Consider the following 16,949-nt stretch of genomic DNA (forward strand, 5'->3'; position numbering starts at 1 on the left):
GCCATGAACTTCCGTTCAGGCCACCAGGATGAGCCCGAGCTCAACCTCATTCCCTTCATCGACATCCTGCTGGTGGTGCTCATCTTTCTGGTGCTGACCACCTCCTACAGCCAGTTGTCCGAGCTGCAAGTCAACCTGCCCGTGGCCGATGCCGAGCAGACCCGTCAACGGCCCCACGAAATCAACGTGCAAGTGGGGCGGGACAACCGCATTTCGGTGGACAAGACCGTGCTGGATCGCCCCTCCGTGGCCGCATTGTCCGAGGCCCTGGCGGAAGCCGCCAAGGATGACCGGGCGTCCGTCATCGTCATTGCGGCCGATGCATCAGCCACCCACCAGGCGGTGGTGAGCGTCATGGACGCGGCCCGCCGCACGGGGCTGAACCAAATCACCTTCTCCACCCAGTCGTCAGCAGAGTCGTCGTCGGTCGGCCATCGGCCCTGACCCCCCCTCCCCCAACGCCATGCCCGACCACCCCACCTGGCAATCCGGGTTGCTGAGGGCTTGGCAGCGCCGCGGCGGCCTGGCCCGCCTGTTGTGGCCGCTGTCGCAGGTCTACCACGCGCTGTGGCGGCTGCGCGAATGGCGTTACCGCATGGCCTCCAGGCCGCAGCCCCTGCCCGTGCCCTTGGTGGTGGTGGGCAACGTGGTGGTGGGCGGCGCAGGCAAAACCCCGACCACCATCGCCCTGGTGCAACACTGGCTGCGCCAAGGGCGCCGCCCGGGCGTGGTGTCCAAAGGGCATGGTCGCCAACGACCCGCGGGACAACCTGATGTCCCCGTCCTGGTCCGCACCGACTCGCCCGCGGTGCAAGTGGGTGACGAGCCTTTGCTCATCCACCAAGCCACCGGGGTGCCCGTGGTGGTGGGCCCCGACCGGACGACCTCGGCCCAACACCTGCTGGCCCAACACCCTCAGGTGGATGTGCTGATTTGCGACGATGGCCTTCAGGACCTCTCGCTGCAACCTGACGTGCGGATCTTGGTGTTCGACGACCGCGGTATTGGCAACGGCTGGTTGCTGCCCGCCGGGATGCTGCGGCAACCGTGGCCCACGCCCACCACCCGCCCGGGTGATGTGGCACTGTTCGCGCCCACCGACGCCCCTGGCTTACCCCCCAACGCCACCGAAGCCCCCCCGCTCCCCCCTGGCATGCCGCTGTTCCACGCCCGCCGCGCACTGGCCGACACGGCACGCAACCCCCTGGGGCAGCGGGTGGCGCTTCAAACCCTTCTGGACGACGCCCCATGCCACGCATTGGCGGGCATCGCCCGCCCGGATGCGTTCTTCGACATGCTCCGCGCCCGCGGCGCACGGCTGTCACACACCTGGGCCTTGAACGATCACCACGCTTTTGATTCCGAATTCAATAGCAAACTATTCAATCAAATAAAGAGCGAGAGGCTATTTTTGACTGAAAAGGACGCGGTCAAACTGTTCCCGTTCCTGTCCTCCACGCCTGCCCATGGGCCGGGCTCAGCCCCCCTCGGCCCGGACGCCTGGGCGGTGCCGTTGGTGCTGGAGCCTGAAACCGACTTTTATGCCGCGGTGGACGCACGGCTATCATCGCCCCATGGACCCCAAACTGCTTGAACTCCTGGTCTGCCCGGTGACCAAAGGCCCGCTGCGTTTCAACGCCCAACGCACCGAATTGCTCTCGCTCAGTGCCCGGCTGGCCTACCCCGTGCGCGATGGGATTCCCATCCTGCTGGAACAGGAAGCGCGATCCATCAGTGACGACGAAGCCGAGTCCGTGCGTCAGGGCGGCAGCGCCTCCACCGCCCTGCCTGCGGCCTGACCATGGTGAGCGACGCTCAGGGCCACTGCGCCGCTGCCTCGGATTTCTGTGTCCTGATCCCGGCACGCCTGGCCTCCACCCGCCTGCCCGACAAGCCCCTGGCCGACATCCACGGCTTGCCCATGGTGGTCCGGGTGGCCCGGCAAGCCGCCTTGTCAAACGCGTCACGCGTGGTGGTGGCCACCGACCACCCCCGCATCGTCGACACCTGTCAGGCCCACGGGGTGTCCGTGGTCATGACCCGCGCCAATCACCCATCCGGCAGCGATCGGCTGGCCGAAGCCTGCGACCTGCTGGCCCTGCCTTCCGACGCCACAGTGGTCAACGTCCAGGGCGACGAGCCCCTCATCAGCCCCGCCCTCATCAACGCCGTGGCCCGCACGTTGCAGGAACAAGTGAACTGCGTCATGTCCACAGCAGCCCATCCGGTGGCCGACGGGCAGGATTTCATCAACCCCAACGTGGTCAAGGTGGTCACCAACCGGCACGGGCATGCGCTGTACTTCAGCCGCGCGCCCATCGCCTGGTGGCGTGACGGCATGCAGCCCCCCAATCCGCCTGTATGGACGGCCGATTCGGCGCCCCGCCTACGGCCGTTGCGGCATGTGGGCATCTATGCCTACAGGGCGGGTTTCCTCCGACAGTTTCCGTCGCTGCCCTCGTGCGACCTGGAACACACCGAGATGCTGGAACAGTTGCGCGTGCTGTGGCATGGGGAGCGGATTGCCGTGCACCTGTCCGACACCGCGCCCGCGCCCGGCGTGGACACGCCCGAAGACCTGGCACGGGTTCGTGCATTGCTGGCCCCCCTCGCCTGACCGGTTCCGCGGCATTCCCTGCCCATGCCGTGTAAGCCTCCTCTGTGGAGAGGCGTGTTAAGCTGCTTTTTGATAGCTACGCTGACAAACTCACAAGGACACACATGAGACTCATTCTTTTGGGGGCTCCCGGTGCTGGCAAAGGCACCCAGGCCGCGTTCATCTGCCAAAAGTTCGGCATTCCCCAAATCTCCACCGGCGACATGTTGCGCGCCGCCGTCAAGGCGGGCACGCCCCTGGGCCTTCAGGCCAAGGCCGTGATGGAATCGGGCGGTTTGGTCAGCGATGACCTCATCATCAACCTCGTGAAGGAACGCATTGCCCAGTCCGACTGTGCCAATGGCTTCCTCTTCGACGGATTCCCCCGCACCATCCCCCAAGCAGACGCCATGAAAGCGGCCGGTGTCAAGCTGGACTATGTGCTGGAAATCGACGTGCCGTTCGACGCCATCATCGAGCGCATGAGCGGACGCCGCTCGCACCCCGCATCGGGCCGCACTTACCACGTCAAGTTCAACCCCCCCAAAACCGAGGGTGTGGACGATGTGACCGGCGAACCCCTGGTGCAACGCGAAGACGACAAGGAAGAAACCGTCAAGAAGCGCCTGGACGTCTACAGCTCACAAACCCGCCCGCTGGTGGACTACTACCGCAACTGGGCAGCCGCAGAACCGGAGGCCGCACCCCAATACCGCGCCATCAGCGGCATGGGCTCGGTGGAAGACATCACGGCCCGCGCATTCGCTGCATTGAGCAACTGAAGCGCTCACCCTGACGCCACAAGGCGCCACCCCGGCAACGGGGCGGCGCCTTTTTTTCATGGGCGTTGCTGGGCCAAGTGCAGCACCAGTTCCAACCTGGCCTTGAACGGCGGCAAAGCCACCGCAGGAATGGCCGCCCCCGCCCCCTCCACCACGGAGCCCGCTGTGCAACGGGTCGTCCGCCACACCGTCACCCCTCGCACCATCGCGCGCGTCAACCCAGGCATCCACGCCTGGTGAATGGTGCCGTTGCCCGTTCCGGCCACCACCAGGCCTTGCACCGCATCCGCGGCACCCGTCGGCGCGGCATCCACAAGGGATGCCAACATCGAAGCGCTCGCCCCTCCATGGCTGAACACCACCTCCACCCGGGGCCACGGCGGGTCCAGTTTCGCCAACGGCACACAGGTTCGTGACACGCGAGGTTGGTCGCCAGACCACCGCACCTGCGCCTCTTCCACCCAGCCCACAACGCCCGCTTCACCGGAGCTGAAGGCATCCACTTGGTAAGGGTGTACTTTGGTCACGCGGTCCGGCGCGTGAATGCGTCCCGAGGCCACCACCCACACCCCTTGGGCCTCGTCAGACACCGCCACCGCCAGCGCATCCAACAGATTTTGCGGGCCATCTGGACACAATGCCGAGGCAGGCCGCATGGCGCAGGTCAGGACCACGGGCTTGTCCGCGGGCACCACCCGAGACAGGAAATAGGCGGTTTCTTCCAGGGTGTCGGTGCCATGCGTGATCACCACGGCCCCCACGGTGGGGTCTGTCACAGCAGTGTGGACGGCATGCGCCAAGGCCATCCACGTGGTCTCGTCCATGTCTTTGCTGTCCAGCTGTGCCACCTGAACAGCCTCAACCGTCCATCCGTCCAACAGGCTGAGGTGTGCTTGCAACGGGGTCAGCAAGTCGTCCACCGACACCTCGCCCGCCCGGTAACCCACGTTGTCCCCCGCCACAGTGGATCGCCCCGCAATCGTGCCGCCCGTGCCCAAAACCAGCAAACGCCGTTGTTTCATGCTGTCTCCATTTTCAAAGCTGTTAAAAAATACAGATACTGTATAAAATCACAAAACACCCACCCCATGGAGCCCCATCATGGACGAACCGTCTTGCGCCACCGTCAAGCTGACCAGCCGGCAGCAGCAAATCCTGGACCTCATCCAAAACGCTGTCAGACGCACTGGAGCCCCCCCCACTCGCGCCGAAATCGCCGCGGAGTTGGGCTTCAAATCGGCCAACGCTGCAGAAGAACATTTGCAAGCACTGGCCCGCAAAGGCGTCATTGAACTGGTCAGCGGAACGTCACGTGGCATCCGCCTCAAGTCGGACACACTCCGATCCATCCACGAGTCCAGGCTTCAACAGATGACCCTACCCGCGCCCGGGCTGATGCAGCTGGTCCTGCCATTGATTGGACGGGTTGCAGCGGGGTCGCCCATTTTGGCTCAAGAGCACGTGGATCAAACCTACCATGTGGAAAGCAGCCTTTTTCCGCGCAAACCCGACTACCTGCTCAAGGTCCGAGGCATGTCCATGCGAGATGCCGGCATCATGGACGGAGACCTTTTGGCCGTCTCCATGACCAAAGACGCCAAAAATGGCCAGATTGTGGTGGCCCGTTTGGGTGACGATGTCACGGTCAAACGCTTCTGGCGTGGCGCAACGGGCATTGAACTGCATGCCGAGAATCCTGATTTCCCCACCATCCATGTTCAAGCCAACGATTCGTTCGAGATCGAAGGCTTGGCCGTGGGGCTCATCCGCAACAGCATGCTGATGTAACAAACAACAGTCTCTGAGCCCTTGGGTCGTGAAGGCAACCCCAGCAAGGCACAATGTGACACATGAACATTGTGATCCTGGATGACTACCAAGATGCCGTGCGAAAGCTCGCCTGTGCAGAGAAACTGGAGCAATATCCCGCCAAGGTCTTCACCAACACGGTCAAGGGCGTGGGACAACTCTCCGTGCGGTTGCGTGATGCAGACATCCTGGTTCTCATCCGAGAACGGACCCCCATCACACGGCAACTGGTCGACAAACTCCCCAAACTGAAGTTGATTGCGCAAACAGGGCGGGTGGGACGACACATCGATGTGGCCGCTTGCACCGAGCGGGGCATTGCGGTGGCTGAAGGCGTCAGCTCACCGGTTGCCCCTGCCGAACTCACGTGGGCATTGATCATGGCAGCCAGCAGACGGCTGCCACAGTACATTGCCAACCTCAAACACGGTGCGTGGCAGCAAGCAGGCCTGAAATCCCAGTCCATGCCAGCCAACTTTGGCCTGGGCCAAGTGCTCCGAGGCAAGACGCTGGGCATATGGAGCTACGGCAAGATTGGCTCCATCGTTGCTTCTTACGGCATGGCATTCGGAATGCGCGTTCTGGTTTGGGGCAGCGAATCTTCACGCGAACGTGCCATGGCCGATGGGTATGCCATCTGTGACTCCAAAGCACAGCTTTTTGAAGAGAGCGATGTCTTGTCTCTTCACCTTCGTCTCTCTGAAACCACCGAACACTGTGTCACCGCAGACGATTTGGCACGCATGAAACCCACCAGCCTGTTGGTCAACACCTCTCGTGCCGAGATCATCGAAGCCGATGCACTGTTGACGGCACTCAACCGAGGCAACCCCGGCATGGCGGCCATAGACGTCTTTGAGACTGAACCCATTCTCCAGGGGCACGCATTGTTGCGATTGGAAAACTGCATCTGCAGCCCCCACATTGGCTACGTGGAACAGCAGAACTACGAGTTGCTGTTCAGTCACGCCTTTGACAACGTGGTGAACTTCATCAAAGGCACACCCACGAACATTGTGAATCCGGGAGCCATGCAACTCAGTCGCCGAACACCTTGAAGTCGGCAGTCCAACCACATCGACACGGGAAAGAGCTCTTCCTCCGCGGAATCCTTTGTCACCTCACAAGCGTTCACCACTCTTGCGAATGACCAACGGTTGGTCCACGAGCGCCGAAAAGTCCAGCCCACCCAGGGACGCATCGTCCCGCCCGGAGGTTGGTTCAGCAGGTTGAGCTCCCCCCACGCCACCACCATGCACATTCGCTCGGCGTGGCACAGAGGCGCCTGACGCCGTCAAGCCATTTGCGGAAATCTCAGCACCCAAATCCAGATCAATGACGCCCGCCACGGGTAAAGATGCGTCCGGGAGGTCGAATGCAGTCGACAAATCAATGTCCAAAGGGGCATTCACGACGACAGGCGCTGACAACACGAGATCGCCGTGAACGCTGTTCGACAATCCGTCACCCCGAATCACCTGCGACTCGGGTCGAGCTGCAGACGTGGGCACAGAGATCGGCAACGGAGAAAGCTCTGTTTCTTCTCCGGACTCTGTGACTCCGCTTTCACCTGCGACGGCTTTGTGACTCTTTGCCTGCCCCCCAACGGCGAGTTCGTCGTGGGGCACATTCAACTCACGGGCCACCGAGTACAACAACAGCAACTCGCGATACGCCTCCAAATCGAACACCATGTCTTGATCGGCCATTTCTTGGCGAAAAATGGACCTTTCAATGACATCCAAGACCTCGGGACGGGGCCACAAGCTCTGTATGCGGCTCATGGCTGACTCATAGCGCTCCAACCCCCGTCGCGAGTGAGAGTAAGAATCAAACCCCGGAGCCCCACCGCGAAACAAGCGGTTGAACTCCGTGCGAAGACTTTCATACTCGTCACGACGACCCAACTCGTGGTAGAGCTTCAACAAGTCAAGATACGCCAGCGGGCTGGGCTCATGGCTGTCGGAGAGGTGATTGACAAGCACCTCAACCGCATGGTCTGCCTGCCCGAGAGAAATGAAGAACTCAACCTGCTGCTGCAGATCCAGCAGCTCCTCGGTCGCCACCGAGCGTCCACCGTCCGCCAACGTGCTGGCCAAGAAGTCTGACGGAGAAGAAACATCAGGCCGCGACTCAAGAAACTCCGATGGGTGCCCCGTCTCCAGTTCATGCTCCCTTTCAAAAGGGGTGGCTCCAGGGTCCGGCAACAGGGTGTCGATGTCAATGTCAATCTGCGACTCACCGCCCCCCCTCTTTGGGGTCGATTTCGCCAAGCCCATTAATTTTGCGGATACCCTCGCACCCAGGCCTGCGGTTTGGACATTCTCTGTATTTTTTGGCACACCGGGACGCTGCCACCAAACGCTCCGGCCACCGGCATCCCGTTGACGACGCCACAACAACCCCATGCCCAATGCAGCGGCCACAAATCCGAAGATCGCGGACAACGTGAGTGGATGGGTATACACCGCATTTTTTGCCTCTTCCGCTTGCAGCAGGGCGTTTTGTTCTGCTTGACGAGCAGACGCAATGGCTGCCTTCAGTTGGCGAGTTTCGGCTGCTGATGCTTGTGCCTGAGCTTTGACTTGTACCACCGACTCAGGCGAGTCGTTCAATGCGTTCCATAAGGCCGCTGCAGCCGAACGACGGTTTTCCAATGCAGGAGAAGACTCCTCAGCATCGGTTGCGCCCAGATTCAACTCCGGGGACATCCGCAAAACGGGGGTCGAGCCAGACACAGCGGTCAGCAGTTCAAGCGGATCCAATGTCAAGTGCGCCACGGCAGCCCCGGGGGTTGCAGGCGAATTGGATGGACGACGCTTGACGCGACCATCCAGCCCCGCGCCTTGCCGTGCCACAGGAGCCCCCACAGAACGATCACCAGACTCCGATCGATTTCTCGCGCCCATCCCGATGGGAGCAAGTAACGGTGATTGACCCGGACCAGACGCAGTGGGAGAAATCGCCGCACCCGTTGCCCCAACCCCAGGGGCCTTAGGAACAGGTGTTGACCCCAAATCCACCGAAGGCAATTCAGCAAGCAACGTGTATGAGCGGGAGTACTGATTCCCACACCCTGCCACGGCTTCCAAGCGGACAAACGGCTCCAGCAACGGCGTTAAAGTTCTGACCTCCACGCGTGTGGCAGAACCACCACCCGACGAATCGGCCAAAGCTTCAATCCGAACTTGGGCTGCAGGCAGCAAATTGTCAGCAAAATAGACCCTGACAACTGGGCACAACGGACTGATTGACTCCGATGCCGCAGCAGTGACAGGCAACACCACCCTCAGCGGACGCCCAATGACCGCGTGGCCCTCAAGCGCCCCCAGAGACAGTGCAGAGCTACCGGCAGAAGCCAAGCACACCCAACTGCCGACCAGCACCTTTCTCACCATAGACCCTCGCCCTTCATATGACGGGATTCTGACACAGTAGACCTGCACGGACATGTGCAAGGTTGGCCTTGTTGACGAAAAGGAGAGATCAGGGGGCCGTTCTCCGCATCACTGACACCCTCGAGACACCAAACCTCGTCCTCTCAGGGGTAACGCGATGGTCTCGATGGTGACAATCCAAGGAACCCACAGTCACAGACAGGACAGCACATGGATGAACCCATTCTGACAATGGAAGAACGCGAGGCCATCAACTCCGGTCGGTGGTTCTGCGCACTCTCCCCCTCACTTCGACACGACATCCTCCGATGCGCTTACGTCAAACGATACAAAGATGGCGATCTTATAACCGCCAGGGGCGACCCGCCCTCGGAGTGGACCGCTGTTGCCAAAGGCGCCGTCCGAGTGAGTTCCACATCCCTGTCGGGGAAGCAAATCACACTGACCTATGTCGAGCCAGGCGTGTGGTTTGGGGACGTGGCCATCTTCGACGGCAATCAGCGCACGCACGATGCCTATGCACACGGAGTCACCACACTTTTGTGTGTCGCTCGAACGGATTTCCAAAAGATTCTGGCCACCCATGTGGAGCTCTACGAAGCGCTGATGCGCCTTCAAGCTCGGCGCATTCGAACCCTGTTCGGACTGGTGGAAGACCTGAACACGTTGCCGTTGAGATCCCGGCTCGCCAAGCAGCTTCTGCACTTGGTCAGGAGTTATGGCGTTCCTTGCTTGGCCGACGGAAGCGAAACCCGGATTGGCCTGCAGCTGGCACAGGAAGAGTTGGCGCAACTGCTGGGAGCTTCAAGGCAAAGAGTGAACCAGGAACTCAAAGCAATGGAAAGAGAAGGTGCCATTCGGATAGAGCCAGGGGGCTTGGTGGTACGGCAGCGGGAACGACTGTTGCAGATTTCAGAAGCAGAAACCTGAGTCACCTCCGTCCTTACACCAGCGGAAATGCCGCATGACGACTGCTCAACACCCCCTTTCGAGAACTTGCCAACGTGAAAACCTTTGACTCCATCCACCTCGAAAAGTGGCTTCAGAAACATGTGCCCTCATTTCAGGGCCCACTGAAAATTGAGTCTTTTGCAGGAGGGCAATCCAATCCAACCTTCAAACTCATCACCCCGAGTCAGTGCTATGTCATGAGGTCAAAGCCGGGCCCAGCATCCAAGCTACTGCCCTCTGCACATGCAATTGAGAGAGAGTTCCGAATCCTTCAAGCGCTGCATGGATCGACTGTCCCGGTCGCACAACCTTATGCCCTTTGTGAAGATGAATCTATCATCGGTCGTGCGTTCTATGTCATGGAATTCTTGAATGGGCGCGTTCTTTGGGATCAAGGACTTCCTGGGCTACCTCAAACGGAGCGACGTGCCATTTACCTGGAGATGAACCGGGTAATGGCTGCGTTGCACACACTAGACCCTGCGTCAATGGGCTTGGCAGACTTTGGAAAACCCGGCAACTATTTTGAACGGCAAATCAGTCGGTGGACCAAACAATACCAATCGTCAATCACCCACCCCATAGAAGCGATGGACGCGTTGATCGATTGGCTTCCCAGACACATTCCAGCCAGCGCACGCGATGAAGACCTGATTTCAATCGTGCATGGGGACTACCGATTGGACAACCTGATGTTTGCGGTAGACCAACCGAAGGCCATGGCGGTGTTGGACTGGGAACTTTCGACCATTGGACACCCCTTGGCGGACTTCAGCTATCACTGCATGTCTTGGCACATTGAGCCAGGTGCTTTTCGAGGCATTTTGGGACTGGATCTTCCTGCACTTGGAATTCCTCAGGAAGATGAATACATCCAGCGCTACTGCGATGCCACCGGTTTTGTGACACCCCACACGCTGCAAGCCGACTGGAACTTCTACCTCGCTTACAACATGTTCCGCATCGCCGCCATTCTGCAGGGCATTGCCAAACGAGTCGAAGCGGGAACGGCCTCCAGCGCACAAGCATTGAAGTCTGCCGCCGGAGCCCGCCCATTGGCTCAAAAGGCTTGGCAGTACGCCCAACGCTTTGGCGCTTAAATCACCTCATTTCCACTCCGCAAGAGAACATCATGAATTTCGACTACACCCAAAAAGTCAAAGAACTGCAATCCAAGTTGCTGGCGTTCATGGATGAGCATGTTTACCCCAATGAAGGCCGTTTCTTTGCTGAAATTGCCGCCAATCGGGCCACCGGCAACCCGTGGATACCGACCACATTGATTGAAGAGCTCAAGCCCAAAGCCCGAGCCGCAGGCTTGTGGAATCTGTTTCTTCCCCAATCCAAACGAGCACCAGAAGGTCTGTCGAACCTGGAATATGCGCCGCTGTGTGAAATCATGGGAAAGGTTCCGTTTGCAGCGGAAGTCTTCAATTGCTCCGCTCCTGACACGGGCAACATGGAAACCCTAGAGCGCTACGGTACGGACGCACAAAAAGACGCGTGGTTGGAACCCTTGCTGAAAGGCGAGATTCGTTCGGCATTCCTCATGACCGAGCCAGAGGTAGCCTCTTCCGATGCAACCAATGTTCAATGCCGCATTGAGCGCGAAGGCGATGAATACGTCATCAACGGACGCAAATGGTGGTCTTCTGGTGCGGGAGATCCGCGTTGTGCTGTGTACATCTTGATGGGCAAGACCAATCCGGATGCAGGTCGACACGAACAACAGTCAATGATCCTGATCCCCTCCAGCGCCCCAGGGGTGGAGGTGGTTCGCCCCCTGAACGTGTTTGGCTACGACGACGCCCCTCACGGACACATGGAAGTCCTGCTGAAAAACGTCCGCGTGCCGGTGAGCAACCTGCTACTGGGAGAAGGCAGAGGATTCGAAATCGCTCAAGGCCGACTGGGTCCAGGCCGAATCCACCATTGCATGCGATCCATCGGTGCAGCAGAGCGTGCATTGGAGCTCATGTGCAAACGACTCAACACAAGGGTAGCCTTTGGAAAACCCATTGCGGCACAGTCCGTCTGGCACGAGCGCATTGCCGAGTCTCGGTGTCTGATCGATCAAGCGCGCCTGCTCACACTGAAAGCCGCCTACATGATGGACACCGTGGGCAACAAGGTTGCACGAACTGAAATTGCAATGATCAAAGTGGTCGCCCCGTCCATGGCAGGAAAGGTGATCGATTGGGCAATCCAGGCCCACGGCGGAGGGGGGGTGAGCGACGACTTCCCGCTCGCTTATGCATATGCCAATCAACGAACACTGCGCCTGGCAGACGGTCCTGACGAAGTCCATAGAAACGCCATTGCCAAACTTGAGCTCGCCAAGTACCTGGTGAATCCCAAAGAGGTTCAGATGCCTATTACCCGGGGCTGCTGATGTAACAGGAGTTGGCCCTCTTCCGACTCCCGCCCAACTCATCTCGTTGGGCAATACCAGCGTGATTTGGGACACACAAATCAAAAGGGCTTAGCTTCTTTCGAAGCTAAGCCCTTGATTTCTATGGTCGGCGTGGCGGGATTCGAACTCGCGACCCCTTGCACCCCATGCAAGTGCGCTACCAGGCTGCGCTACACGCCGTCAAGCCTCATATTATAGCCATGTTTTTTCCATCTTTTCAACTTTCAGGCCAACAAGTCTCGAATTCTTTGCAACTCATCCACCAAGCCTTGAAGACTGGTGCTGGCCGATGCAGAACTTGACTCAGCCCCCCTCCCGCACACATCCGTAGAGGAAGAGCCGCCTCCTCTAACCCCATGTGATTCCACCTCCTCATGCACGGGAGTAGCCCATTCTTGGAGCTGATTGCGCGCGCCACTGATGGTGAAACCCTGCTCGTACAGCAGTTCTCGAATCCGGCGCACCATCAACACCTCATGGTGCTGGTAATACCGGCGGTTGCCGCGCCGCTTCATGGGTCTCAGCTGGCTGAACTCCTGCTCCCAATAGCGCAACACATGCGGCTTGACACCACACAATTCGCCAACCTCACCAATGGTGAAGTAGCGCTTGGCAGGAATGGGAGGTAGTTCGTTGGAGGTCATCGAAGCTCGCTCTTCACAACAGAGGAGTCTGCAACGGTCTACATGACATGCAATCAGTGGTCACCCTGCACAAACTCCTTGAGTTTTGGACTGCCATGGAAGGTGACGACACGCCGAGCCTCAATCGCCACAGGAGCCCCTGTTCGAGGGTTGCGGCCGGGCCTTGAAGCCTTCACCCTGACTTGGAAATTCCCGAAACCAGAGATTTTGACGTCCTCCCCCTCAACCAAGCTCTTGGCAATCAGGTCAAAGAATGCATCCACCATGTCCTTGGACTCCCGCTTGTTCAGCCCAATGTGCTCGAACAGCAACTCAGCCAGCTGCGCTTTGGTCAACGCGGGGGTTTCAAGGCTTTCGATTGAAAAGTCCATCAGGGCTCCCCTGTCCAGCATCAGGCTCGAATGCGAGCATCGACCTGCTGCCCCAAGTGGGCAATCAACTGGGTCATTGCTGCGTCAATTTCGACATCGGTCAACCCGCTATCTTCACGATTGAACACCAACCGCAAAGCCATGCTCTTATCGGAGGACTGGATTGACGACAATGCCTCCACCTTAGGGCGATAGATGTCGAACAAGGTTGCGGACTGCAGCAGACCTTGCAGAGGCGCGGAATACACAGCTGCCATCAGTTGATCGTGCGTGACCGACTCAGAAACCCACACCGCGACATCTCTCTCAACCGCCTGGAATTTGCTGTACGGGTGGAACACCGCCACCGGACGCTCGATGACAGCATCCAAGTTCAACTCAAACAGAATGGGGGCCTGTGGAAAGCCCAATGACTGGCGCCACTTCGGATGAAGCTCCCCAACATGTCCGACAACCACCCCATCGCGAATGACCTTGGCACATCGACCCGGATGAAACGTCGGGTGAACCGCCGCCGCAAAGTCAACCGGAACAGGAGAAAACAATTTCTCAACGTGCCCTTTCACATCGAAGAAGTCGTGCAAACGCCGATCTCCCTCCCAGTTCAAGGCTTGAGCAGTGCCATAAACCAAGCCAGCCACGTTCATGGGTTGACTGAATCCTGCAACCGTGGTGTCAGAGTCAACAATCGATGCGTCCTTCGAGAAAACCCGTCCAACCTCAAACACACACACGCGATCGGCTTTCCGGTCCAGATTGAACTTCGCAACCTGTAGCAAAGACCCCAGAAGAGACGAGCGCATGACGCTCATTTGGCTTGCAATCGGATTCAGGAGCCGAATGGGTGAAGCGTTGCCATGCAACTCAGTTTCCCAACGCTCGTCGACAAAACTGAAGTTGATGGTTTCCTGATAACCCAGGTCCGCCAGTGTGCGCCGAATGGTGTGCGGCGAGCGACGGCATTCTTTCTGCATCCGAGCCGAGATCGGAGCCTTCGGGGCAGTCGTGGGCAGGTTGTCATACCCAACCACACGCGCCACCTCTTCGATCAAATCCTCTTCAATCTGGAGGTCAAAACGGTAAGAAGGCGGCTGAACAGTCAACACACCTGCACCTTCGGTCACGTCCAATCCCAAGCCACGCAAAGCGGCTGCACAGACACTTTGCGACAGCGACATGCCAATCACCTTGCAAGCCCTGTCCACACGCAGTGTCACTGCCTTGCGCTCAGGCATGCACGGCTGCTGGTCGTCCACGGGACCAGGCTCACCACCGCAGATGTCCAAAATGAGCTGGGTGATCCGCTCAATGTGCTCCACAGTGCCTTGTGGATCCACTCCGCGCTCAAAGCGATGGCCTGCATCGGTTGAAAAGTTGAATCGTCGCGAACGGCCAACGATCGCCTTGGGCCACCAGAAAGCAGCTTCGACATACACATTCCGTGTGTCGTCCGAAACAGCAGTGGAGTCGCCCCCCATGATGCCTGCAAGCGACTCGACTTGCTGCGCGTCAGCGATCACACCAACATGTTCATCCAGCTGCACCGTGTTACCGTTCAGAAGCTTGAGCGACTCACCCTCTCGAGCCCACCGGACCTCCAAGCCACCCTGGATGCGATCAAGATCAAAAATGTGAGTGGGACGCCCCAGCTCAAACATCACGTAATTGGAAATGTCCACAAGCGCACTCACACTGCGCTGGCCACAGCGTGCCAAGCGCTGCACCATCCACGCAGGTGTTGCCGCCTTGGGATTGATGCCCCTGATCACGCGCCCGGAAAAGCGCCCGCACAAATCAGGCGCCTTGACTGACACGTCCAAACGCTGGTCATGCAACGGAGGCACCGTGGTGAACTCAAGGCTGTTCAAGGGTGCCCCGGTCAGCGCTGACAACTCGCGCGCGACACCAAACACACTCAGGCAATGAGCCAAGTTAGGCGTCAGTTTCAAGGTAAACAGCACGTCATCCAACATCAGATGCTGGCGAATGTCCTGTCCGATGACGGCATCTGTCGCCAACTCCAACAGACCCCCTTGGTCCTCAGACAAGCCCAGCTCGGAGGCAGAACAGAGCATGCCGTGGCTGTCGACACCGCGCAACTTGCCCAACTTGATTCGAAACGGTTGCCCATCGGCACCGGAAGGAAGTTCTGCACCCACCAGCGCACAAGGGACGCGGATTCCCGCGCGGGCATTCGGTGCCCCACAGACGATCTGCAATGGCTCGATTGCGCCCACGTTGACGCGGCACACCCGCAAACGATCGGCATTGGGATGCTGCTCGGCAGACAGGATTTCACCAACGACGATGCCGGTGAACGACGGCGCGGCGGGGACAAGCTCTTCAACCTCCAAACCCGCCATGGTCAGCGTGTCGGCCAGTTGCTGTGTCGACAAGGGCGGGTTGCAGAAGGTTCGCAACCAAGACTCGGGAAATTGCATGATCAGACTGAAATTGGTTTACTGGAATTGCCGCAAGAAGCGTACATCGCCATCGAAAAACAAACGCAGATCACTCACGCCATACCGAAGCATCGTGAGTCGATCCGTGCCCATCCCGAACGCAAAACCAATGAATTGCTCGGGATCCAAGCCCATGTTGCGCACCACGTTGGGGTGAACTTGACCCGATCCTGCCACCTCAAGCCAACGCCCTGCCAATGGACCCGTCTGGAACTGGATGTCCACTTCTGCACTGGGCTCAGTGAAAGGGAAAAAACTGGGACGGAACCGCAACACCAAATCATCCGTTTCGAAGAACGTGCGATAAAAGTCTGTGAAAATGACCTTCAGATCCTTGAAGCTCACTGCTTCACCGATCCATAGACCTTCGCACTGATGAAACATGGGCGAATGGGTTGCATCGCTGTCCACCCGATAAGTTCTGCCTGGTGCGATCACCCGAATCTCGGGCATGCCTTGCCCTGCATCCAGGCGGGCACGGTGTCTCTTCACATGCTGAACAGCGTATCGAACTTGCATGGGACTGGTGTGCGTCCGCAGCAGCAGCGGCTGGCTTTCAGTTCCACCTTCCACGTAAAACGTGTCATGCATGGACCGAGCAGGGTGGTCTTCCGGAGTATTAAGCGCCGTGAAATTGAACCAGTCGGTTTCAATTTCGGGACCCTGTGCCACATCAAACCCCATGGACCCAAAAATCGATTCGATTCTCTCCAAGGTCAAGGTCACAGGATGCAGCCCCCCGCTGCATGCCTGCCGGCCAGGCAGCGTCACATCCAAGGCCTCCGCCTTGAGTTGCCGCTCCAGTTCCGCATCAGCCAAAGCCTGGCGACGCTCAGTCAGCGCATGTTCAATCTGCAGCTTGGCTTGATTGATGAGCGCGCCACGTGCCTTCTTCTCATCCACCGGCAAGGATGCCAAGCCCTTCATCCATTCCGTGATCTGACCCACCTTGCCCAGAAACTGAGCCTTGGCGTTTTCGAGATCTGCTGGGGTCTGCGCATGGGCAAAGAGAGCCCGCGCATTTTGGACAACGGTATCCAACTCGTTCATGTGATCACTCATCAAAGAAAAAGGGCCAGTGCATGTTCAGCCCTGGCCCTTGTTCAAGGCGCGTGAACTGCGGCAAAGAAGCCGCAGACGCGAAATATCAGGCTGCAGCCAACTTGGCCTTCACCTGAGCCACGATGCTGGCAAAAGCAGCCTTGTCATTCACCGCGAGGTCAGCAAGCACCTTGCGATCGATTTCAATGGCAGCCTTCTTCAGACCATTGGCAAACTGACTGTAGGTCAGGCCCAGCTCACGAGCACCGGCGTTGATACGGGCGATCCACAGCTGACGGAACACACGCTTCTTGGCACGACGGTCACGGTAAGCGTACTGGCCCGCCTTCATCACCGCCTGCTTGGCGATGCGGAAAACGTTACCACGACGACCACGGAAACCCTTGGCCAGAGCGAGAACTTTCTTATGACGGGCACGGGCCGTCACACCACGTTTGACGCGAGGCATGTATTACTCCTTG

17 protein-coding genes and 1 tRNA gene are annotated in these 16,949 nt (G+C 58.9%); 10 read left to right on the plus strand and 8 right to left on the minus strand.

Features of this window, described 5'->3' with window-relative positions; genetic code table 11:
* Positions 1-3 precede the first annotated feature (3 nt).
* The 5 genes from ACYVB7_RS10710 (at position 4) to adk (ending at position 3,378) form a co-directional block, all read left to right on the plus strand.
* On the plus strand, positions 4-444 hold the full coding sequence (locus ACYVB7_RS10710) for an ExbD/TolR family protein (RefSeq protein ID WP_460507277.1): 441 nt from the start codon (positions 4-6) through the stop codon (positions 442-444).
* Positions 445-463: 19 nt separating this feature from the next.
* Positions 464-1,594, plus strand: coding sequence for a tetraacyldisaccharide 4'-kinase (gene lpxK / locus ACYVB7_RS10715; RefSeq protein ID WP_460507280.1), 1,131 nt, complete (start codon positions 464-466; stop codon positions 1,592-1,594).
* Positions 1,575-1,799: a Trm112 family protein gene (locus tag ACYVB7_RS10720; RefSeq protein ID WP_460507282.1), complete on the plus strand. Its 225-nt coding sequence runs from the start codon at positions 1,575-1,577 to the stop codon at positions 1,797-1,799. The genes lpxK and ACYVB7_RS10720 overlap by 20 nt, the downstream gene beginning before the upstream one ends.
* Before the next feature lie 2 nt (positions 1,800-1,801).
* Positions 1,802-2,617 (plus strand): 3-deoxy-manno-octulosonate cytidylyltransferase, encoded by an 816-nt coding sequence (kdsB, locus tag ACYVB7_RS10725; protein WP_460507285.1) that lies wholly within the window; start codon positions 1,802-1,804, stop codon positions 2,615-2,617.
* Between the two features lie 104 nt (positions 2,618-2,721).
* Positions 2,722-3,378, plus strand: a complete 657-nt coding sequence (adk, locus tag ACYVB7_RS10730) for a nucleoside monophosphate kinase (RefSeq protein WP_460507287.1) — start codon at positions 2,722-2,724, stop codon at positions 3,376-3,378.
* Positions 3,379-3,434: 56 nt separating this feature from the next.
* Here the strand turns inward: adk and ACYVB7_RS10735 are convergent, their stop codons facing one another.
* Positions 3,435-4,400 carry an asparaginase gene (locus ACYVB7_RS10735; protein ID WP_460507289.1) on the minus strand — a complete coding sequence of 322 codons (966 nt, stop codon included), beginning with the start codon at positions 4,398-4,400 and terminating at the stop codon, positions 3,435-3,437.
* Positions 4,401-4,479: 79 nt separating this feature from the next.
* Between ACYVB7_RS10735 and lexA the strand changes: the two genes are divergently transcribed.
* Both lexA and ACYVB7_RS10745 read left to right on the plus strand, forming a co-directional pair.
* Positions 4,480-5,166, plus strand: a complete 687-nt coding sequence (gene lexA, locus ACYVB7_RS10740; protein ID WP_460507291.1) for a LexA family protein — start codon at positions 4,480-4,482, stop codon at positions 5,164-5,166.
* A 62-nt stretch (positions 5,167-5,228) separates the two neighbouring features.
* Complete coding sequence (locus tag ACYVB7_RS10745) at positions 5,229-6,245, plus strand: D-2-hydroxyacid dehydrogenase family protein (protein WP_460507293.1); 1,017 nt, start codon at positions 5,229-5,231, stop codon at positions 6,243-6,245.
* Positions 6,246-6,308: 63 nt separating this feature from the next.
* Here ACYVB7_RS10745 and ACYVB7_RS10750 read toward each other — a convergent pair whose 3' ends face one another.
* Complete coding sequence (locus ACYVB7_RS10750; protein ID WP_460507296.1) at positions 6,309-7,952, minus strand: hypothetical protein; 1,644 nt, start codon at positions 7,950-7,952, stop codon at positions 6,309-6,311.
* A gap of 843 nt (positions 7,953-8,795) precedes the next feature.
* Between ACYVB7_RS10750 and ACYVB7_RS10755 the strand changes: the two genes are divergently transcribed.
* The 3 genes from ACYVB7_RS10755 (at position 8,796) to ACYVB7_RS10765 (ending at position 11,928) form a co-directional block, all read left to right on the plus strand.
* Entirely contained in the window at positions 8,796-9,515 is a 720-nt protein-coding gene (locus ACYVB7_RS10755; protein ID WP_460507299.1) for a Crp/Fnr family transcriptional regulator, read from the plus strand.
* Positions 9,516-9,589: 74 nt separating this feature from the next.
* A complete protein-coding gene (locus ACYVB7_RS10760) occupies positions 9,590-10,636 on the plus strand; it encodes a phosphotransferase family protein (protein WP_460507302.1) in 1,047 nt (348 codons plus the stop codon).
* Between the two features lie 32 nt (positions 10,637-10,668).
* Positions 10,669-11,928: an acyl-CoA dehydrogenase family protein gene (locus tag ACYVB7_RS10765; RefSeq protein WP_460507305.1), complete on the plus strand. Its 1,260-nt coding sequence runs from the start codon at positions 10,669-10,671 to the stop codon at positions 11,926-11,928.
* Positions 11,929-12,052: 124 nt separating this feature from the next.
* On the opposite strand, the gene ACYVB7_RS10770 is transcribed toward ACYVB7_RS10765, so the two are convergent.
* The 6 genes from ACYVB7_RS10770 to rplT all read right to left on the minus strand — a co-directional run bounded on the left by ACYVB7_RS10770 (position 12,053) and on the right by rplT (position 16,936).
* A tRNA-Pro gene (locus ACYVB7_RS10770) sits at positions 12,053-12,129 on the minus strand.
* Positions 12,130-12,173: 44 nt separating this feature from the next.
* A complete protein-coding gene (locus tag ACYVB7_RS10775; RefSeq protein WP_460507307.1) occupies positions 12,174-12,593 on the minus strand; it encodes a MerR family transcriptional regulator in 420 nt (139 codons plus the stop codon).
* A 53-nt stretch (positions 12,594-12,646) separates the two neighbouring features.
* Positions 12,647-12,964 carry an integration host factor subunit alpha gene (locus tag ACYVB7_RS10780; protein WP_460507310.1) on the minus strand — a complete coding sequence of 106 codons (318 nt, stop codon included), beginning with the start codon at positions 12,962-12,964 and terminating at the stop codon, positions 12,647-12,649.
* Between the two features lie 20 nt (positions 12,965-12,984).
* Positions 12,985-15,405, minus strand: a complete 2,421-nt coding sequence (gene pheT / locus ACYVB7_RS10785; protein ID WP_460507313.1) for a phenylalanine--tRNA ligase subunit beta — start codon at positions 15,403-15,405, stop codon at positions 12,985-12,987.
* An 18-nt stretch (positions 15,406-15,423) separates the two neighbouring features.
* Positions 15,424-16,476, minus strand: coding sequence for a phenylalanine--tRNA ligase subunit alpha (gene pheS / locus ACYVB7_RS10790; RefSeq protein ID WP_460507315.1), 1,053 nt, complete (start codon positions 16,474-16,476; stop codon positions 15,424-15,426).
* A 97-nt stretch (positions 16,477-16,573) separates the two neighbouring features.
* Positions 16,574-16,936, minus strand: a complete 363-nt coding sequence (gene rplT / locus ACYVB7_RS10795) for a 50S ribosomal protein L20 (protein WP_460507317.1) — start codon at positions 16,934-16,936, stop codon at positions 16,574-16,576.
* Positions 16,937-16,949 lie beyond the last annotated feature (13 nt).

This window comes from Hydrogenophaga soli, assembly GCF_054777695.1.